This window comes from Nocardia jejuensis NBRC 103114, from assembly GCF_001613145.1.
Lineage (GTDB): Bacteria > Actinomycetota > Actinomycetes > Mycobacteriales > Mycobacteriaceae > Nocardia > Nocardia jejuensis.
This window is the reverse complement of sequence record NZ_BDBU01000030.1, coordinates 168,132-186,834: the sequence shown is the minus strand read 5'-3', so window position 1 is coordinate 186,834 and position 18,703 is coordinate 168,132. Positions and strand designations below refer to the sequence as shown.

General features: G+C 67.0%; 22 protein-coding genes and 2 pseudogenes. 9 read left to right on the top strand and 15 right to left on the bottom strand.

Annotated elements, in window-relative coordinates; genetic code table 11:
* Both NJ1_RS39790 and NJ1_RS24775 read left to right on the top strand, forming a co-directional pair.
* Window positions 1-268: pseudogene (locus NJ1_RS39790) on the top strand (hypothetical protein); the annotation flags it as partial.
* Window positions 269-362: 94 nt separating this feature from the next.
* On the top strand, window positions 363-962 hold the full coding sequence (locus tag NJ1_RS24775) for a maleylpyruvate isomerase family mycothiol-dependent enzyme (protein ID WP_067698505.1): 600 nt from the start codon (window positions 363-365) through the stop codon (window positions 960-962).
* A gap of 52 nt (window positions 963-1,014) precedes the next feature.
* Here NJ1_RS24775 and NJ1_RS24770 read toward each other — a convergent pair whose 3' ends face one another.
* The 3 genes from NJ1_RS24770 to NJ1_RS24765 all read right to left on the bottom strand — a co-directional run bounded on the left by NJ1_RS24770 (window position 1,015) and on the right by NJ1_RS24765 (window position 2,905).
* On the bottom strand, window positions 1,015-1,752 hold the full coding sequence (locus NJ1_RS24770) for a helix-turn-helix domain-containing protein (protein WP_067698456.1): 738 nt from the start codon (window positions 1,750-1,752) through the stop codon (window positions 1,015-1,017).
* A 67-nt stretch (window positions 1,753-1,819) separates the two neighbouring features.
* On the bottom strand, window positions 1,820-2,248 hold the full coding sequence (locus NJ1_RS41050) for a hypothetical protein (RefSeq protein ID WP_084478760.1): 429 nt from the start codon (window positions 2,246-2,248) through the stop codon (window positions 1,820-1,822).
* 63 nt (window positions 2,249-2,311) lie between these two features.
* Window positions 2,312-2,905 carry a TetR/AcrR family transcriptional regulator gene (locus NJ1_RS24765; RefSeq protein WP_067698454.1) on the bottom strand — a complete coding sequence of 198 codons (594 nt, stop codon included), beginning with the start codon at window positions 2,903-2,905 and terminating at the stop codon, window positions 2,312-2,314.
* A gap of 112 nt (window positions 2,906-3,017) precedes the next feature.
* On the opposite strand from NJ1_RS24765, the gene NJ1_RS24760 reads away from it, so the two are divergent.
* The 4 genes from NJ1_RS24760 (at window position 3,018) to NJ1_RS24745 (ending at window position 6,682) form a co-directional block, all read left to right on the top strand.
* The gene (locus NJ1_RS24760) at window positions 3,018-3,905 is read left to right on the top strand and encodes an alpha/beta fold hydrolase (protein WP_067698452.1); all 888 of its coding nucleotides are present in this window, start codon (window positions 3,018-3,020) and stop codon (window positions 3,903-3,905) included.
* On the top strand, window positions 3,905-4,774 hold the full coding sequence (locus NJ1_RS24755; protein ID WP_067698450.1) for an alpha/beta fold hydrolase: 870 nt from the start codon (window positions 3,905-3,907) through the stop codon (window positions 4,772-4,774). Before NJ1_RS24760 ends, NJ1_RS24755 begins: the two co-directional genes overlap by 1 nt.
* 244 nt (window positions 4,775-5,018) lie before the next feature.
* A complete protein-coding gene (locus NJ1_RS24750; RefSeq protein ID WP_067698448.1) occupies window positions 5,019-5,654 on the top strand; it encodes a LysE family translocator in 636 nt (211 codons plus the stop codon).
* 212 nt (window positions 5,655-5,866) lie between these two features.
* Window positions 5,867-6,682: a class I SAM-dependent methyltransferase gene (locus NJ1_RS24745; RefSeq protein ID WP_067698446.1), complete on the top strand. Its 816-nt coding sequence runs from the start codon at window positions 5,867-5,869 to the stop codon at window positions 6,680-6,682.
* A 16-nt stretch (window positions 6,683-6,698) separates the two neighbouring features.
* Here NJ1_RS24745 and NJ1_RS24740 read toward each other — a convergent pair whose 3' ends face one another.
* From NJ1_RS24740 to NJ1_RS39365, 4 genes and pseudogenes are all read right to left on the bottom strand, one after another.
* Window positions 6,699-7,211 (bottom strand): hypothetical protein, encoded by a 513-nt coding sequence (locus NJ1_RS24740; RefSeq protein ID WP_157574188.1) that lies wholly within the window; start codon window positions 7,209-7,211, stop codon window positions 6,699-6,701.
* 257 nt (window positions 7,212-7,468) lie between these two features.
* A pseudogene (locus NJ1_RS40660) lies at window positions 7,469-7,540 on the bottom strand (hypothetical protein); the annotation flags it as partial.
* Between the two features lie 155 nt (window positions 7,541-7,695).
* Window positions 7,696-8,313, bottom strand: a complete 618-nt coding sequence (locus tag NJ1_RS24735) for a DUF4145 domain-containing protein (RefSeq protein ID WP_169813198.1) — start codon at window positions 8,311-8,313, stop codon at window positions 7,696-7,698.
* 438 nt (window positions 8,314-8,751) lie between these two features.
* Window positions 8,752-8,898 carry a hypothetical protein gene (locus tag NJ1_RS39365; protein ID WP_157574187.1) on the bottom strand — a complete coding sequence of 49 codons (147 nt, stop codon included), beginning with the start codon at window positions 8,896-8,898 and terminating at the stop codon, window positions 8,752-8,754.
* 720 nt (window positions 8,899-9,618) lie between these two features.
* On the opposite strand from NJ1_RS39365, the gene NJ1_RS24730 reads away from it, so the two are divergent.
* Together NJ1_RS24730 and NJ1_RS24725 are read left to right on the top strand one after the other, a co-directional pair.
* Window positions 9,619-10,551, top strand: a complete 933-nt coding sequence (locus tag NJ1_RS24730) for an HNH endonuclease (protein ID WP_084478754.1) — start codon at window positions 9,619-9,621, stop codon at window positions 10,549-10,551.
* Window positions 10,552-10,691: 140 nt separating this feature from the next.
* Window positions 10,692-11,141, top strand: a complete 450-nt coding sequence (locus NJ1_RS24725) for a site-specific integrase (protein ID WP_245717569.1) — start codon at window positions 10,692-10,694, stop codon at window positions 11,139-11,141.
* Between the two features lie 55 nt (window positions 11,142-11,196).
* On the opposite strand, the gene NJ1_RS24720 is transcribed toward NJ1_RS24725, so the two are convergent.
* The 5 genes from NJ1_RS24720 to NJ1_RS24705 form a co-directional block, all read right to left on the bottom strand.
* Window positions 11,197-12,354, bottom strand: a complete 1,158-nt coding sequence (locus NJ1_RS24720) for an acyl-CoA dehydrogenase family protein (RefSeq protein ID WP_067698437.1) — start codon at window positions 12,352-12,354, stop codon at window positions 11,197-11,199.
* A 160-nt stretch (window positions 12,355-12,514) separates the two neighbouring features.
* Window positions 12,515-13,204, bottom strand: a complete 690-nt coding sequence (locus tag NJ1_RS24715) for a TetR family transcriptional regulator (protein ID WP_067698435.1) — start codon at window positions 13,202-13,204, stop codon at window positions 12,515-12,517.
* A gap of 3 nt (window positions 13,205-13,207) precedes the next feature.
* Window positions 13,208-13,336: a hypothetical protein gene (locus NJ1_RS40875; protein ID WP_281202157.1), complete on the bottom strand. Its 129-nt coding sequence runs from the start codon at window positions 13,334-13,336 to the stop codon at window positions 13,208-13,210.
* Between the two features lie 117 nt (window positions 13,337-13,453).
* A complete protein-coding gene (gene purE, locus NJ1_RS24710; protein ID WP_067698433.1) occupies window positions 13,454-13,963 on the bottom strand; it encodes a 5-(carboxyamino)imidazole ribonucleotide mutase in 510 nt (169 codons plus the stop codon).
* The gene (locus NJ1_RS24705) at window positions 13,956-15,179 is read right to left on the bottom strand and encodes a 5-(carboxyamino)imidazole ribonucleotide synthase (protein ID WP_067698503.1); all 1,224 of its coding nucleotides are present in this window, start codon (window positions 15,177-15,179) and stop codon (window positions 13,956-13,958) included. The genes purE and NJ1_RS24705 overlap by 8 nt, the downstream gene beginning before the upstream one ends.
* A 64-nt stretch (window positions 15,180-15,243) precedes the next feature.
* Here NJ1_RS24705 and NJ1_RS24700 point away from each other — a divergent pair, with 64 nt between their 5' ends.
* Window positions 15,244-15,786: a GtrA family protein gene (locus NJ1_RS24700; RefSeq protein ID WP_067698431.1), complete on the top strand. Its 543-nt coding sequence runs from the start codon at window positions 15,244-15,246 to the stop codon at window positions 15,784-15,786.
* A 109-nt stretch (window positions 15,787-15,895) separates the two neighbouring features.
* Here NJ1_RS24700 and NJ1_RS40870 read toward each other — a convergent pair whose 3' ends face one another.
* The 3 genes from NJ1_RS40870 to NJ1_RS24685 all read right to left on the bottom strand — a co-directional run bounded on the left by NJ1_RS40870 (window position 15,896) and on the right by NJ1_RS24685 (window position 18,664).
* On the bottom strand, window positions 15,896-17,371 hold the full coding sequence (locus NJ1_RS40870) for a sensor histidine kinase (RefSeq protein WP_067698429.1): 1,476 nt from the start codon (window positions 17,369-17,371) through the stop codon (window positions 15,896-15,898).
* A 65-nt stretch (window positions 17,372-17,436) separates the two neighbouring features.
* Window positions 17,437-18,138, bottom strand: coding sequence for a response regulator transcription factor (locus NJ1_RS24690; protein ID WP_067698427.1), 702 nt, complete (start codon window positions 18,136-18,138; stop codon window positions 17,437-17,439).
* Window positions 18,139-18,241: 103 nt separating this feature from the next.
* Window positions 18,242-18,664: a hypothetical protein gene (locus tag NJ1_RS24685; RefSeq protein ID WP_067698425.1), complete on the bottom strand. Its 423-nt coding sequence runs from the start codon at window positions 18,662-18,664 to the stop codon at window positions 18,242-18,244.
* Window positions 18,665-18,703 lie beyond the last annotated feature (39 nt).

Below are 18,703 nucleotides of genomic sequence, written 5' to 3'. Positions count from 1 at the left end.
GACCACTCCGCAACGCCCGCGCCGTCCCACCGCCGCCGCCCCCACCACCGTGCCGCCCACGTCGGCGCCCGCCACCACCGAGGCGGCCCCGCCCGAGACGACCGCCTCCGACACGCCCGGAACCCCGACCACAGTCGGTGCGCCGGACGGCAATTGGCTCTTCCCCGGTGAATCCCCGCCGCCGCCCGCGGATTCGGATCCCGCCGTGGTCCAGGCGTGGTGGGACCACCACTGGGCGCTGAAGGATCGCTGGCTGCACGGCGGATGAGGCGCGAGCCGACCGATGAGTTTTCCTCGCGGACCGCGTCACAACGAGCAGGTCGCCGAGCGAAGGAGAACCCGTGAAGAACGACGTCTGGCCGATGGTGCACGCGGAGCGAGCGGCGCTGATCGAGGATCTGACGCGGCTCGAGGACTGGCAGTGGGAACAGCAGTCGCTGTGTGAGGGATGGACGGTGCACGATGTGGCCGCGCATCTGATCGGCGTGGCGCGCTCGACGAAGGTCGGGTTCGTGGCCGGGCTGGCGCGGGCGGGGTTCGACTTCGACGAGCAGAACGTGCGCGCGGTGGCACGCGATCGCGGTGCGTCACCGCGGGAGACCCTGGCTCGGCTGCGGCAGGTGGCTTCGCGGACGTCCGCGCCGCCCGCGCCGCGCGACAGCAGACTCGCCGAGGAGGTCGTGCACGGTGAGGACATTCGGCGCCCGCTGGGAATCGCGCACACCTATCCGCAGGAGGCGGTGGTGCGGGCGCTGCGCCTGCAGGCGGGCACGCCCGCGTTCTTCGGCGGAGCCAAGGAGTTGACGGCCGGGGTGCGGCTGCGGGCGACGGACACGGATCTGTCCATCGGTGACGGGCCGGAGGTCCGCGGCACCGCGCTGTCCCTGTGCCTGGTCGTCTACGGGCGGCGAGCGGTGCTGGCGGATCTCGAGGGGCCGGGAGTTCCGGTATTGGGCGCGTGAGGACCTCACCCGCGGCCCGGGCCGAGTCGGCTCTCGGTGCGGGCCGTTCGGCTCACGACGCGGGCTGATCGCGCTTCGGCACCAGCCGATAGGTCACCCAGGAGCTGAGCGGGATATGCGGTTTGTCGATCTTCATCCGGAAGGTCCGAACCTGCCCGGTCTCCGGATCGGCCACCCGCAGGTGCGGATCGTGCTCGGTGGGGACGACGGTGTCCGTGGAGTACATGCGCGCGAAATCCGGGTGTACCGAACAACGTTCGACGATCGAGGCGATCGCCGCCTCGGGCAGCGAGATCGGCCCCAGCATGCGCAGCACATAGGCCATGGCGGTCGCCGCCCACTCCCAATCCACCAGCACCGACTGGGAGGCCGGCTCGGCGAACAGATAGGTGAAGAAGCTCGACCCGGCACTCAACTGCGGGAAGATCCCGGTCCACGCCGTATTCGCGCCCAGCACATCGAATTCGGGCAGCGCGACGTACGCGGACGGGTACGGCAGGTCTTCGAGATCGGCCAGCGCCTCCGCATCCGGCAGATCCCGCGACGGTCCGAGAATGCGGTCCAGCGTGCCCGGATACAGCGTCTCGATGATGCGCTCGCGATAGACATACGAGATCTGCAGCGCGTCGAACAGCGCCCCCACGAACTCCAGGCTCGGCGTCAGCGTGCCCGCCTCGACCTTCTCGATCGCCGACTTCGACCACCCGGTCGAGGCCGCCAACTGTGCCTGCGTGATACCGAGCGCAGCGCGTCGCGCCCGCACGAACACCGCGAGTTGTCCCTTGGCCATCCAGCTCTACCCTGCTCTGTCATACCTGTCGCACATCGAAGTCGTGCGAGTCATACCGGAATCGCGGTCATGTCTCACCGGTGGTGCGACCTGACCGCATTGACTTTCTCATGAACTGAAAAGAGGGTTGACCAAGTGCTGGAACCTGCGCGCCCGGACACCTCCGAGCGCACCCGGCAGGGGTTGGTGCTGTGGAGGGGACCGCATCAGCCTCCGGCACCGAACCGCTGCTCCGCAGCACGGCAAGGCCCTCCCGCCTGGTGCGAGAGGGCCTTGCCGATCTCCGCAGGGGTCGGTTCGTCGCGGTGCGGGGTCGCCGGGACGTGGCGATGCTTGAGCGCGAAAGCAGTTCGATCGATCCGGTCAGGCCACCAGCGGCTTCGTGATGGCCGAGAGTGGATTTGACGGATCCGACCAGACAGGGTTGCCCGGCGGGGCAGGGACGGCCGATGGCCGACAGCTCGTGGTGCGAGGTGGTCACCGGCAGGAGCGGCATTGCCGTGCGCCTCCCGTAACCGAGTGAGAACCGCTGTGGCGCAGGCGTTTCGAGCAGATACCGTCACACGCGCAAGCCGTCGAGCAGGGCGAGTACGGCAGGTTCCGTTTCGGCGCGCGCGGCATCCGGATCCGCCGCGTTGGCGATGAACAATGCGGCCTCCCCCAGTGCGGACAGGACCATCAAGGCGACCGGGCGGGTGGAGAGGTCGCGGCGCAGGACACCCGCGTCCATGCCGGCTTGCAAACCGGAGATCACCAGCCCGAGGCCGTATTTCTCGTCCAGGGCACGCCAGTCCTGCCAACCGAGAACCGCGGGGGCGTCGACCAGCATGATCCGGACACGCTCGGGCTCGACACACGATGCGAGGAAGGTTCGGAGCCCCGCTTGCAGCGCCGCCAGCGGATCTCCCGCGCGTTCGGCGGCGAGCGTCTCGGCCACAGCCTCGACGATTTCCTGCTGAATCTGCTCGTAGACAGCACGGAAGAGATCGCGCTTGTCCTTGAACTGGTGATAGAGGGCACCCCGGGAACTGCCTGCGCGCTCGACCACCTCGGGCGTGCCGACGGCCGCGTATCCGCGCTCGGCGAACAACGCGCGCGCTGCGGCCACCAAGCCGGCGCGCGTCGACTCCGACCGTTCGGCCTGCTTACCCATCGTCACCCCTCGTCGCTCGTTCGAGCATCGTAGCCAGACCCATTGAAAACAGGCAGCCTGTTTGTTAATTTGAAGCGGTACCTACTTGTCACTGACTCAGGGGAGTTATCAGATGACGACCATCTCAACCGATATCCGCGCCGTCTGGCGCGACAGCAGCCTCGGCACGGAACGAGAACTCCGGTTGCCCTCGGGTTCATTGCACGTGTTCGATCGTGGCAGCGGCGATCCGATCCTGCTGATCCACGGCCTGGTGGTCAACGCCAACCTCTGGCGAGCAGTCGTTCCCGAGCTGGCACACGCATTTCGCTGCGTGACAATAGATTTGCCGTTCGGGTCCCACCGAATCTCGATGCCCGGCACCCCGGTGGATCCGCCCGGTCTGGCCGGCCTGGTCATCGAGACCATCGAGGCGATGGATCTCGGTCCGGTGACACTCGTCGGGAACGACAGCGGCGGCGTCGTCTGCCAATTGGTTGCCGCACGACGGCCGGATCTGGTCGCCCGAATGGTGCTCACTTCGTGCGACGCCTACGACAACTTTCCGCCGAAGACGTTCGCCTACCTCAAACTCGCGGCCCGGGTACCCGCGGGCATGGCGATACTCGCTGCGGCACTGCGTTTTCCGGCGATTCGAGCGCTCCCGATCGCCTACGGCTGGCTGAGCCGCGTCCGGATCGACCGGCGAGCGAGCGACTCCTACGCGCTTCCGGTCGCGGTGACCCGCGATATCCGCGACGACCTGCGTCGCGTGCTTCGTGGACTCGACAAGCGGCATACGCGTTCCACGGCAGAGACTTTCGCTGATTTCGATCGACCTGTGCTGCTCGCGTGGTCCGAGGACGATCGGTTCTTCCCCACCCAGCACGCCCATCGGATGGCCGCCGATTATCCCGATGCCCGGATCCACTGGATCCCCGGCGCGCGCACGCTGTCACCCGAGGACGAGCCCGCGGCGCTCGCGGACGCCATCGTCGCGTTCGCCGCCGGAGCCGAGTGATGGTCGTGCGCGAAATGCCGATAGCGGATGGTGTCGAGCATCGGTACGTCGATGTCGACGGACTGCGGATGCATGTGGCCCTTGCCGGGGCAGGCGAGCCACTGGTGCTGCTGCACGGCTGGCCGCAGCACTGGTGGCAGTGGCGCCACGTCATCGGCCCACTGTCCCAGCACTATCGGGTGATCTGCCCCGATCTGCGCGGACTCGGGTGGACCGATGCGCCGTCACACGGATACATCCCGGGCACCATGGCCGATGACGTGATCGGACTGCTCGATCGGCTCGGGGTCGAGCGGTTCCACGTCCTCGGGCACGATTGGGGCGGGTTGATCGGATACCTACTCGCACTGCGGTATCCGCATCGAGTCCAGCGCTATATAGCCCTCAACACCGCCAGCCCATTTCTCCGTCCGACCGCACGGGTCCTGGCAGGCGGGCCACGACTGTGGCACATAGTGGCCAACGCGGCACCCGTCCTGGGTCCGCGGATCGCCTCCTCGGCGATGCCGAAATGGGCTCTGCGGCACTGGACATACCGATCGGCGACGATGACGTCGACTGACCGGCAGATCTTCAGCGTGCAGTTCGAGGAACCCGCCCGCGCGCGAGCCACCGTCAGCTACTACCGCAACCTCCTGCTGCGCGAGATCCCGCGACTGCTCGCCGGACAATACCGGTGGTCCCGGCTGACCGTCCCGACACTCGTGCTCGCCGGTGACCGCGACCCCCTGTTCCCGATCAGCGCACTGGCCGAATTCGGTTCGCGAGCAACAGATCTCCGAGTGGCGGTCATGCCCGACGTCGGACACTTCCCAGCCACCGAGCAACCCGCACGGGTAGTGGAGCACGCCGTGCGATTCCTGAGCTGACCGACGAGGCTCCGTTCCTCCGAAGGGGGGAGGAACGGAGCCACCCGGTTGTCGTCAGTACCGGCTGATGATCTCCAGATAGAGGTCCCGATGCTGAGGACCATCGCATCGAGCCCGTGCGCGGAATGCTCTCCAACACTCGGGCTCCGGCGCTCACCCGAAGACGATCACGCAGTGCGACAGCGACGTTCGGACGTATGCGATTCCGCACTGAGGATGCTGCGCGACGGCTAGCGTTCGGGAGATGGTGTCGCTCTCGCATGCTGCGGCGTTCGCTGTTGCCGCCTCGATCATCATCGTCATTCCGGGGCCGAATGTGTTGTTCGCGATCGGGCGGGCGTTGGCGTTGGGGAGGCGGTCGGCGGTGCTGTCGGTTGCGGGTGGGGTGAGCGGGTCGCTGGTGCCGCTGGTGGCGGTGTCGGTTGGGCTGGGGTCGGTGTTGATGGCGTCGGCTGCGTTGTTTCTGGTCGTGAAGGTGGTCGGGGCCGCTTATCTGATCTGGCTGGGTATCTCGACGATCAGGCAGCGCAAGGGGCTGGCTGCGGCATTGGCGGAGAACACTCCGGGTGTCGAGGGCGGCCGGGTGTTCCGGCAGGGGTTCATCGTCGGCGCCACCAATCCGAAGACGATCGTGTTCTTCGGGGCCGTGCTTCCGCAGTTCACGGTGGCGGGCCAGGGAGCGCTACCGGCGCAATTGCTGATCCTGGGTGTCATATTCCTTGCTGTGCAAGCGATTTCGGACGGCACCTGGGTGCTGATGGCGGCGACGGCTCGGTCGTGGTTCGTGCGCTCACCGCGCCGTCTCGAAACCGTCGGAAGCACCGGGGGGCTGATGATCATCGGAGTCGGTGCCGGAATGGCGCTGACCGCGACCAACTGAGGGACGCGTGCGCGCGACTCCGTCGGCGGTGTCGGCAGAGTTGGGCCGATGCTGCCGCTGACAGAGCGGGCACGGGATCTCGGATCGAGCCGAGATGGGGCGCGGACGCGTCAGTGCTGTTCAGTCACGGTTCGAGGCCGCAAAACCGCGAGCACACGGCCTGCGATCGGGAGTAAAATCACCACCGTGAGTCGCGATCCGGAAGCGAGCACATGAGTACGGGTGGGCGCGGGGACGCATCGTTCACCGGGTCGATCGCGGAGATCTACGGCTCGTTGATGGTGCCGATGATCTTCGAGGAACCGGCTCGGATACTCGCGGACGTGGTGGCGGGGGCGGGCGGCGTCGACGTTCTCGAGACTGCCGCCGGGACCGGGGTGCTGACCCGAATGCTCGCGGAGGCAGGACGTTTCGAGATCGTGGCGACGGATCTGAACGCGCCCATGCTGGAGGCTGCCGCGGAACGGGTGCGGTCCGAACGGGTGCGGTGGCAGGTGGCCGACGCTCAGGATCTGCCGTTTCCGGATCAGTCGTTCGATGTGGTGGTGTGCCAGTTCGGGGTCATGTTCCTGCCGGACAAGATTCGGGGATACAGCGAGGCGCTGCGGGTACTGCGACCCGGCGGACTGCTCGCCTTCAACGTCTGGGACCGGGTCGAGAACAACGCCGTCGCCGACGTGATCACCCGGGCACTGTGCGCGGCCACCCCCGATCATCCGCTCGAGTTCGTCAAGCGAACGCCCCACGGCTACTTCGACATCGACCGCATCACAGGCGAACTCGCGGCGGCGGGATTCGAGCGAACAACCGGCGAGTACATCTGGGGAACGAGCCGCACCACAGCCGAAACCGGCGCAACGGCCTTCTGCCGGGGCACCCCGCTGCGCGGCGAGATCGAACGCCATCCGACCCTCGATCTCCCCTCCGCGACCGCCATCGCCGCCGCCGGACTGCGCGACCGCTACGGATCGGAACCCTTCGAAGCCCCGACCCGCTGGCTGCAATTGACCGCGCACCGACCGGTGTGACGAGTCGCCGGTCGAGTTATCCCGCGCTGCCCGAACCGAGGCCTTCGCACGCGTCGTAGGTGGGTTGGGGGTCGGGAGTCGTTCCGGCGGGGGCGGATTGGATTGTCACCACCAATTGCTTGGAGGCGAAGCCGGATCTCGCCACGAGGGTGTGGGAGCCTGCGGTGGTGGGGACCCAGGGCATTCTGGTGAAACGGGGAAACTGGTTGCCGGTCGGGACCAGGTAGGTACTGCTGAGGCATTTGCCGTTGTCGTAGAAGCTGATCGTGGGGGTGTCGTACATGTTCGACGCGCCCATCACCGCATTGAGGTTGTAGGTCTTTCCCACGAAGTAATCCTGGACGCCACCGCTGATCTCGAAGTGGTCGTATTCGCTCGATGAGCCCGCCGACGATCCGGTCGAGGCCGCGGAGATGTGCGGGCCCTGGGCCGACGCGGACGGGACAGCCATGACCGCCAGGGCCGCTCCCACCACGGAAACTGTTGCAGCCCAGCTGATTCGACGCCGAGCGCCGGTGGTCGCAGTCATCGGAGACCTCTTTCTCACTTGGTCGGTTCGATGAAAGCTAGCCCTCCAAGAGAGTGAAATGATGAAGTTTCATAAACACGGACTGCCCCGAATTCCGGGGGCACCCGAGCCGCGAGGTAACCGGCAGCGGCGGTCCGAAACGGCCGCGGCGATGAGCCGGTAGGAGAACGACCCTGCCCCGGAAACGCCCGAAGGCGGTCCGAGTTGAACTCGGAACCGCCTCCGGGATAGTCGCTTTCAGCGAGGTTCGGAAAACCTCAGCGCAGGATCTGGCGCGACATGACGACGCGCTGGATCTGGTTGGTGCCCTCGTAGATCTGGGTGATCTCGCGACCGGTTCCGCGCACATCCGGAAACCCCTGCAATTGCAGCTCTAAGCTCGGTAGGGAGATCTGCTGAGTTCTGCCCGATTCTGCGGTGTTTGGAGCTCGTGACGGCCTGTGGACGGCCTGACTCATCTGCTGACGGCGCGCAAGATTGGGCGTCACGGATTTGCCTTTTTACTCTGCCGTGACTTGAATTCATCGAACCGTGCACGCAAAACGTACAAATGATCGAGAAACGCTTCGGCGAAGTCCAAGGCGTCCTTCGCATCCTGCGCTGAGACCGCCTCGCCGGTGAAGTGAGCTCCCTTGTTGCCCACTACCCGAAGAAGATCAGCCCAATCGGCCAGGAGTCCATCGATCTTGCCCTGGGTCTGGAGCTCCCGCAGATTTTCGGCCAGCGTCCGTTTGCCTGCGCCTTGATCCTTGCAAGTGCCTTCCAGCGTGCGACGGACCATGACGAGGGTCGCTCGATACGCCTTCGCCTCAAAACATGTCAGCGCTTCTTCGAACTCGTCGCGAAGCTCGCGAGGGACTGCGAAATTTAGGCGGCGCTTGGACGGGTAGAAGATCCCGGGTGCGTCATCTTCGAACCCATCTCCGTAGTCCTCACGGACCTGCACGATCGGAGCCTGGCACTTGCCATGTGTGCATTGCAGGAACGCGAACTCTGCGGGAGGTCCATTTTCAGGGTCGTACTGAACTACCGTGCCGTGGACATCGCTCTTCGATGGCACACCACATACAGGGCAGATAAACGCCCGCGCCTCGTTGGTCACGAGAGCCAGTCTTTCACTGAACTTTCGATCTCGCCTGCGCTTTTCGGTGCAAGTCAGCGATCCGCGTGGACCCATCCGCCAACTGCTCTTCTCCCTGCTTCCTCATACAGGCCATCCTCTGCGGAGGGAGGGCGTGTCAAGGATGGCGCAGCCACCGCGTAGCGGACACCGGCAGGTGGTCCTTTACTCGGTCTCCCGGAGCGAAACCATTAGGCCGATGAGGAGGCGGGGATTACCCACCGCGCCTTAGTCGTTCGGCAATCGGGATTGGTGCCCGCTCCCCGATGCGGAGGGAAGGACATCCGCACCGGGGGCGAGCCTTCCCCGGCGATCAGACCGGGGAGGTAGTGCGGCCTGGAGTCGGCGTCGGTGGCGACTCGCTGTCCGGCGTCGTTGCCGGTGGCCGAGAAGGGAGAGGGGGCCGAAGCCCCCAGCTGGTCAGTCCCGGCCGAAGTAGTCGATCGGGTGGCTCTGGTCGCGTTCCTTCTGGGCGTGGGTGGGGCAGAAATTCAAGGCCTGGACGACATCGGTAGCGGGCTCGGTGCAGTGGCCGTACTCGCAGGTGGTGGGGGCGGTGGCGGTCATGGTGGGCGTCCTTCCCTGGGGCGATCGATCTGGGCACAGCCCGTACCACTGCCCGTGGGCACGGACAAGGGTGGGCATGCCCATCACGCAGTGACGCGAAGCGCCCTTGGGAGTGCTCCCGGGCAGTGGTATGCCTTCGGCAGATCGATCCGCCCCAGGGAAGGACACCCGAACGCCAGCGACTACCTGACGACCACGACCACCGACAGACCCGACCAGGCGACCAACACCGAGAAGTGATGCGGCGCCGGAACGGTGGAACGGGGTGACCATCGGATCGACTGCGACAGCGGGGTTCTCAGGGGCAAGCGAACGGAGTTCGTGCGGCAGCACCGTTCGGCAACCGCGGCGAATCGCAGACCAGCCGATCGGTGCGGAGAGTGCCGACCGAATCGGTGCCGAGTGCAGGACAGCCGATCGAATCGGCTCGGGCCTGCTCGATGCTCGACTCGGTGCCGATGGTGAAGTGCCCATGGGTTCCGTGCGTGCCGCGCGGGTTTTCGGCGTTACGTGCTGCCGACGCGCCCTACGGGCCGGGGCGACGCTACATCAGCCCCGTTGCGCGTCGCTGCGTGGCAGCGGCGCGTAGCACCGTCGCCCGCGCGGCGCGCCTTGAACCTATATAGGCAAATTGGGCAATGACCTTCACTGTGATGTCGGTGGGCATCAGTAGGCTTCCCGCAGATTGTCTCGAAACTGTCTGGCGGGTAAGGGGTTCGAATGCACGCGTGGTCGCTACTCAGCAATATGGAGGATCGTTTCTACGCGAGCAACGAGGGCTACCCGGACTCGCTGGGGTTTCACTACGCCTATGACAGCGGTGTAGCGAATCATCTGCGGGTTGCCGCCGGGGACCTGGTGGTCGTCCGTTCCTCACGCACGATCTACGGGGTGTCGAGGATCGACGCCATCGACAAGGCCGAAGGCATCAAGGTCCGATTCCGCTGCCCTCAGTGCCAGCGGACCGATTTCGTCGAACGGAAGGTGGAAAAGCCGACCTATCTGTGTCGCTCTTGCCGGCATCTGTTCGATGCCTCGATCAGGTCCGAGGAACGGGTTATGCAGTACACAGCGAACTACGGGGCTTCGTGGCGCGTTCTCGGAGACGAGATCTCTGTCGATGACCTTGAGCCCTTGTTGTCCGGCTCGAAGCAGAACGCGATCCGCGGATGCAAGATCGACGGCTTGAAGCTCCTCTTGGAGCGCGAGCACGTGTGCATCGTGACTGAGCCGAACCTTGATCGCCCGCGCTTGGTCGGCGGCCATCGCGAGGCACTGGTCCGAGTCCGCAACGGCCAGGCAGGGTTCCGCGAAGAACTACGCCGACGTTACGGATGGAACTGTCTGATCACTGGGTCGTGCCCTGAGGACGTGCTGGAGGCCGCGCATCTGCGTGCCTTCGCAGTGCATGCCACCCATAATCCCGACGAAGGCGTGTTCCTACGGGCAGATATCCACCGCCTGTTCGACCGCGGCCTCGTCGCGGTGGACCCAAAGACCATGACCGTCGTAGTGGCGCCCAAGTTGGCTCGGTTCTCGGACTACCAAGCGCTGCAAGGCAAATCGGTCGCGCCTGGTCCATACATCTCGGCGCTGGCTGATCATCACCGCGAAACTGCTTCTGCATGGGTTACCGAAATGACTTCAGCTTGATCTGAGAGGAATGGATGGGTAGTCGAGCGGACGGCTGATCGTGGCCGCCGAACGAGGGCAAAGTTCGCTGCTTGAAATCGTAGGTCCACGAGAATCGGGATGCCGCGCGGGGGACGCGTTCACAGCGTCGCCATGGAATCGTGGGCATTCCCAAGCCAAGGAACGACACTGCCTCGGCGCGCACGCGCATGTACCCGCCGGTGGAGGTGGCCTTGCCGTGGGCACGCGTGGATAGCGATCCGGTGGCGGTGCGGCTGATCGTGACGGGCGAGGACGGGCGGATGTACACCAGGGACCTGTTCACGAAGGTGGTGTGGCAGGCCACGTTTCGTTCGGCAGATCTCGTCTACCGCAAACGGGCCGACGGGATGCACGCGCTACGGCACTTCTATGCCTCGATGCTGCTGGCGCGCGGCGTATCGGTGAAGGAGCTCGCGGCGTACCTCGGGCACTCGGACCCCGACTTCACTCTGCGGGTGTACACGCATCTGGTGTCGTCCAGTCACGAGCGGGCGCGCGCTGCGGTCGATGAGGTGTTCGGCTGGCATGAGCCGGACGGCAATCCCGATGACGGCCTGGAGGCGGCCTGAGATGAACTCAGCGCCGCCTCCAGGGGTCTCGATCAGCGAGGTTTTCGGGAAAACCTCAGCGCAGGATCTGGCGCGACATGACGACGCGCTGGATCTGGTTGGTGCCCTCGTAGATCTGGGTGATCTTGGCGTCGCGCATCATGCGCTCGACCGGGAAATCGGTGGTGTAGCCGGCGCCGCCGAAGAGCTGGACGGCGTTGGTGGTGACCTCCATGGCCACGTCGGAGGCGAAGCACTTGGCGGCGGCGGAGATGAAGCCGAGGTTCTTCTCGCCACGCTCGGCGCGGGCGGCGGAGGTGTAGACCATGAGGCGGGCGGCCTCGATCTTCATCGCCATGTCCGCCAGCATGAACTCGGTGTTCTGGAACGAGGCGATGGTCTTGCCGAACTGCTTGCGATCCTTGGTGTACGCGATCGCGGCGTCCAGCGCGCCCTGCGCGATGCCGACCGCCTGCGCGCCGATGGTCGGGCGGGTGTGGTCCAGGGTGGCCAGCGCGGTCTTGAAACCGGTGCCGGGCTCGCCGACGATGCGGTCGCCGGGGACCTTGCAGTTCTCGAAGTACAGCTCGGCGGTCGGGGAACCCTTGATGCCCAGCTTGTGCTCGAGCGGGCCGACCACGAAGCCCTCGTCGTCCTTGTGGACCATGAACGAGGAGATGCCGTTAGCGCCCTTGTCGGCGTCGGTGACGGCCATGACGGTGTACCAATCGGACTTGCCGCCGTTGGTGATCCAGCACTTGGAGCCGTTGAGGATCCAGCCGTCGCCGTCCGCCTTGGCGCGGGTGCGCATGGAGGCGGCGTCGGAGCCGGCCTCACGCTCGGACAGCGCATACGAGGCCATCTTGCCGTCGACGATATCGGCGAGCACCTTGGTCTTGAGCTCCTCGGAACCCTTCAGGATCAGGCCCATGGTGCCGAGCTTGTTGACCGCGGGGATCAGCGAGGAGGAACCGCAGACACGGGCGACCTCTTCGATCACGATGCAGGTCGCGACCGAGTCCGCACCCTGGCCACCGTAGGCCTCGGGCACGTGCACGGCGTTGAAGCCGGCGGCATTGAGGGCGGTCAGCGCCTCCTCGGGGAAGCGGGCGTTGCCGTCGACGTCCTTCGCGTAGGGCGCGATCTCCTTCTCGGACAGGGCGCGAATGGCCGCACGCAGCTCATCGTGGAAGTCCTCGAGCTTGAACAGATCGAAATCGGGGTTGCCCGCCATGGGGTTCGTCTCCTGGTAGTTCGGATCGGATCGCCTCGGCACTCAGTGCCAATCACAGCCGAGTATACGCCGCAACAACGCAGCCACGTGCGCGTATTTACTCACAGTTGTGTGGCACGCAGTGTCATCAGACGGTGCCGTGACGATCACCGCCGACGGTTCACAGCGTATCGAGCCGACGCGCCAGAAGATCGGCGACCTGCCGAGGCGGCATGTCGCGGGGAAACACCGCGACCACCACCTCCTCCGCCCGGCCCTCCCCCGCGCCGGAGCCACGCGGAATCGCCGCCAGCGCCGCCCGCAGATCCGCGGCACTCGCATCGGACTCACCGCGCACCATCCGGCGCAGCAGGTAGTTGTGCGTGGCCGTCACCGCCGCCGTGAACTGCACCAGCGCCAGATCCGACTCACCCCGCAACCGGCCGCGCAGATAGTCGGTGAACAACCGCTCGTAGCGGAACACCGTCACGATCTCGCGCTCGCGCAGCGCGGGCTCCTGCCGCACCACCCGATACCGCCGCGCCGCCAACTCCCGCCACTGGGTGAACCGCTCGAACACCTCCACGACCGCCTGGGCCACCGCATCCCACGGATCCCCTTCCGCCGCATCGAGATACGCGCGCGCCTGCGCCAGCTGCGACTCGTGATCGGCGAAGACCACATCTTCCTTGGACCGGAACTGACGGAAGAACGTCCGTCGCGAGATCCCCGCGGCCTCCGCGATCTCGTCGACCGTCGTCGCCTCGAACCCCTTCTCGGCGAACAGCCGCAACGCCTGATCGACGACGTTCAGACGCCGCTCGGTCGGATCCGCGTCGACGCGGGCACGAGGAAGTTGGTCACCGGTCACCCGTCAACCGTAGCGATGCGCACGCGCGCCCTCGTACAGCGCGACGCGGATCGGAGCGCCGCGATGGTCACCGACGCCGCGCGGCCCGCGCATGCCGCCGGGGTGATCGAACGCGAGCCGACCGGTTTCCACGCTCGCCGGACATCGGCGCATTCGCGCGCCGACGTCCGGACTCCTCGGCCCCACAGTCGTTGAGCCGCAAGGAATCCGACTCGGACAACGCAAACGGCGAGAGGGTCCCGCGATCCCTCAGCCCAGGAGCTGGGCGCGCAGGCCGGCGTCCTTCTCGAGGACCATTTTCTCCAGGTCGGCCTGGAACTGCTCCATGCGGGAACGGAGTTCGGGGTCGGTGGCGGCGAGGATGCGGACGGCCAGCAGGCCGGCATTGCGCGCTCCGCCGATCGAGACGGTGGCCACCGGGACGCCGGCGGGCATCTGGACGATGGACAGGAGGGAGTCCATGCCGTCGAGGTGCTTGAGGGGGACGGGGACACCGATCACGGGCAGCGGGGTCGCGGAGGCGACCATGCCCGGGAGGTGGGCCGCACCGCCCGCGCCCGCGATGATGACCGAAATGCCGCGGCCCGCAGCCTCTTTCGCGTAGTCGAGCATGCGCTGCGGGGTGCGGTGCGCGGAGACCACGCCGACCTCGAAGCGGACGCCGAACTCGGCCAGGGCCTCCGCGGCGGCGACCATGGTGGGCCAGTCCGAATCACTGCCCATGATCAGGCCGACCTGGGCGGTGGTGGTGTCAGTCATGATGCGGGTCCCATCCGTCGGTCCAAATCGCGTGCGACATCCAGTGGGCCGCGCGCTCGGCCTTCTCGCGTGTGACGGCGACGTCGTCGCCGAGGATGTTGATGTGACCGATCTTGCGATCGGGGCGCTCACCCTTGCCGTACAGATGCACCTTGGCCTCGGGCAGCCGCGCCGAAAGATGGTGCAGGCGTTCGTCCATCGACATCTCGGGAGCCTGCGCGGCGCCCAGGATGTTCGCCATCACCGTGACCGGAGCCAGCGGGCGGGTCGAGCCGAGCGGGTAGTCCAGGACCGCGCGCAGATGCTGCTCGAACTGGCCGGTGCAGGCGCCGTCCATACCCCAGTGGCCGGAATTGTGCGGGCGCATCGCGAGCTCGTTGATCAGCAACTCACCCGAACGCGTCTCGAACAGCTCCACGGCCATCACGCCGGTGACTCCGAGTTCGGCGGCCAGGCGCAGCGCCAGGGCCCCTGCCTCGGTGGCACGCTCCTCGGACAGATCGGGGGCCGGGGCGATGACCACCGCGCACTGACCGTTGCGCTGCACGGTCTCCACCACCGGCCAGGCCGCGGCCTGACCGAACGGAGAGCGCGCCACCATCGCGGACAGCTCACGCTCGAGATCGACCTTGGTTTCGGCCAGCAGCGACACGCCGTGCGCCAGCTGGTCGGTGACCAGGAGTTCGGCCTCGGCGGCGTCGGCGGGCATCCACACGCCGCGGCCGTCGTATCCGCCGCGCACGGCCTTGAGGACGAACGGCCAGCCGTGCTCGTCACCGAAGGACACCGCGTCCGTGACCGATGTCACCTCGACGAACGCCGGAATCGGCAGCCCCAGCTCCGCGAGCTTGCGGCGCATGAAGAGCTTGTCCTGGGCGAAGATGAGCGCGCTCGGCGGCGGCTGTACGTTCACGCCCTCGGCGATCAGGGCCTCGAGGTGCTCGGTGGGCACGCCCTCGTGATCGAAGGTCACCGCGTGCGAGCCGATCGCGGCCTTGCGCAGCGCCATCAGATCGTTGTGGCTGCCGAAGACCACGTCCGGGGTGACCTGGGCGGCCGGATCGTCGAGGTGCTCGGCCAGCACGCGCAGGCGCTGGCCCAGCGCGATGGCCGCCTGATGGGTCATGCGCGCCAACTGGCCGCCACCGATCATGGTGACGGTGGGCATCGCGGAGGAATCGAAGCTACGGGCGCTCACGTTCGACAATGTTGTCATGGCACCCACCGGGTCCCTTACTGCGGGTTGCTCACGGCATCGACGAGAGACGTAGACTCGCGGGGTGTCATTTGTCGACGAGGTGGCGAACCGCCTGCCCAAACCGCTGCGGGACCTCGCGGACCGTCATTCCGAACTGCTGAAGTTCGCGATTGTCGGCGCGACCACGTTCGTCATCGACCTGGGCATCTTCTATCTCCTGAAATGGACCGTACTCGATACGAAACCGACAATCGCCCGAATCCTCTCGGGCACGGTCGCGGTCATCGTGTCGTACATCCTGAACCGGGAATGGACCTTCGACAAGCGCGGCGGGCGCGAGAAGCACCACGAGGCGCTGCTGTTCTTCCTCGTCAGCGGCGTGGGCGTGCTCTTGGCCGCGGTGCCGCTGTACATCTCCAGCTACGTGTTCGACCTGCGGCAGCCGAACGTGAGTTTCACGGTCGAGAACATCGCCGACTTCTTCAGCGCGTTCATCATCGGCAACCTGTTGCAGATGGTTTTCCGGTTCTGGTCGATGAAGCGGTGGGTGTTCCCGAACGAAATGGAAGAACTCCAGGAGGAGTTCGAAGACCTCATGAACGAGGAACAACTCGGACATAGCTGAGGGCACTGCCCTGGGGCGCTCAAGGCAAACCCCTCGCTCTTGTCTGACGACAGCGTCGCGGCCCGGAACCTGACGGTTCCGGGCCGCGTTCGTTTCCACGCGCCGAAGTTCAGCTCGATGCCGCCGGGGCGCTCGGCGCGGCGGGGCGGAATTGCCCCGATGCGTGCGCTCGGTCCGGGACGAGGGTGACGATGAGCCGGACGCCGCCGAGCGGGCTGTTCTCGATGGTCGCGTCACCGCCGTGCAGGCGGGCCTGCTGAGCCACCAGCGCCAGCCCCAGGCCGAGTCCGGGGGTGGTGGCGGCGCGGTGGAAGCGGTCGAAGACGCGTTCGCGATCGGCGGCGGGGATGCCGGTGCCGTTGTCGTCGATGGTCAGGATCACCGCGCCGGAATCCGGGGAGTGTGGGACCGCGGGAGCCTCGGGGCCGCTCGAATGCGCCCGGCCGCGTGCATCCGCCCGGCCGGGCTGGTCCCCGGAGTCGTCCGTGGCCGGGGATGAGCGGGGAACGTGGTGGGCGGCGATGTCGATGCGGGTGGCCGCGCCGTGGCGGACCGCGTTGGTGACGGCGTTGTCGATGACCGAGCGCAGGCCCGCGGCCAAGCCGCGCAGGCGGATCGGGTCCACGCCGTCGGTGTCGATGGTGACCGCGGGGTGGGCGCGGCGGGCGTCCTCCACCACCTGGTCGACCAGTTGGCCGAGATCGACCTCCTCCCAGTCGGATTCGGTGGTCAAGTCGCCCACGGCCAGGCGTTCCAGGGCGGCGAGGGTGGATTCGACGGTGTGCTGGCTGGCCAGGACCTCACCGATGATCTCCGCGCGTTCGGCCTCGGACAGCGGCATGGATTGCAGCACTTGCAGATCCGTCCGCATGGCGGTGAGCGGGGTGCGCAGCTCGTGCGCGGCGGTCGCGGCGAAATCCCGTGCGGTGACCAGGGCTTCGTCGGTGTGGCGGCGTTCGGCCGAAATACGGCCGAGCATGGTGTTCATCGCCTCGGTCAGTTCGGCGGTCTCGCTCGCGACCGATCGGTTCGAGGTGGCCAGGGCGAGATGATCGGGGGCGTCCGGGCGAGTTCCCAGCCCGGCCGTCGCCGCCGTGAGCCGGCGCAGCGGAGCCACCGCGCGGGAGGCGAAGTACCAGCCGAGCAGCGCGGCCAGCGCGATCCCGGCCAGACCCACCGCGATGATCCGAACCCGTTGCTTGGCAACCGAATCCGAGGCCACGTTCTGCGGAACGGTCAACATCACCGTCTGCCCGTCCACCGGAACGGTGCGGGCGAATTCCGCGGGCAGCGGCGGCAGGGCGGACGCATCGGAATCCGTTCCGGGAAAGGGTGTTCCGGGGTTCACCGTGATGACCCGCTGCGGCGTCCGCGCGTCGGCCGGGCCGTCGGCCGGGGGCTCGGTGCTGAGCGGTTCGGCGCGCTGGATCGCCAGGGCGCTGACCACCGTCCCGACCTGCGTCCTGGCATCGGTGGGCGCGACCGCGAAGAGCACCGCGCTCATACCGCCCACCACGACCGCGGCGGTCACCGCGCTGGCGAGCGCGACTCGCGTACGCAGCGAGATCGGCCGCCCCACTGCCACGGCGGCAGAACCTCTGCCGCCGTGGCAGTTTCGCAGGTGATCGCGAAGGCTCGAGGGCACAAGCCTCATGCGTCGGTCCGTAGGACGAAGCCGACGCCGCGGACCGTGTGGACCAACCGGGGGCAGCCGGTGTCCTCGATCTTGCGGCGTACATAGGAGACGAACACATCGACCACCTTGGTCTGGGTTTCGAAGTCGTAGCCCCACACTCGATCCAGCAGCTGGGCGCGGGTGAAGACCTGGCCGGGGGCCGAGGACAGCGCGGCCAGGAGGTCGAACTCGCGCTTGGTGAGGTCCAGCAGGGCGTCGTTGGCGTAGGCGCGGCGGGCACTGGGGTGAATGGTCAAGGGGCCCACCGATACTCGGTCGGAACCATGGTCGGGGGCGGGGGCTCGGCGCAGCATGGCCCGCAGCCGGGCCACCAGTTCGCCGAGATCGAACGGCTTGGTCAGATAGTCGTCGGCGCCGGCCTCGAGCGCCCCGATCCGGTCGGTGACCTCCGACCGCGCGCTGAGCACGCAGATCGGGATGTCGTTGCCGAACGAGCGCAGTGCCGTGACCACCTGCACTCCGTCCAGCATCGGCATGTTCAGATCCAGCACCATGGCCTGCGGCGCGCTCGCGGTGATGCGCTGCAGGGCGGCGGCTCCGTCCGTCGCGGTCTCGACATCGAAACCGGACAGGCGCAGCCCCCGCGCCACCGAGGCCAGCACCCTGACGTCGTCGTCCACAACCAGAATTCGGGGACTACTCACCGCACCGACGATACTGATCCGCGGGAGTGGTCACCGTCAGGCAAACATCACAGCGGGCCGGTCCCGACGCAGGGTGTCGCTTCCGGATGCGAGGCACGGACCGGCGCCGACCGGATCAGGAACCGCTGCCCGTCGAGGGGCGCGCGGGCTGGATCGGGAGCGCCGGGAGCGTGTCGGCGCCCGGTCGCGCGCGCTGGACGATCGCGTGATCGCCGTCGCGCTGGATGATCACCGTGTCGCCGTCGCGGTCCGGCCCGCGCTGCACGATCACCGGACCACGGTCGGCCGGCTGGGCGGGATCCGCCGGGATCGCGCGATCGTCGAGCGGATGCGCGGGCTGCACCTGCACGGCCTCCGGCTGACCCGTATCCGGGTTCACCACGGTGAAGCTGCCGTCCGGATTCTGGGTGACGTCGATGGTGGTGCTCGGCGAGACCGGGGCGGCATTCGCGATGCCGGGCACGATCAGCGCGCCGAACACGGCGGCCCCGGCGATTCCGCCGACGATGACGCCGCGGCGAATCGTGGTCTTCTGCATACCTTCTCCTTCAGGTCGCCGGCGATCTCTCGCCGGTGT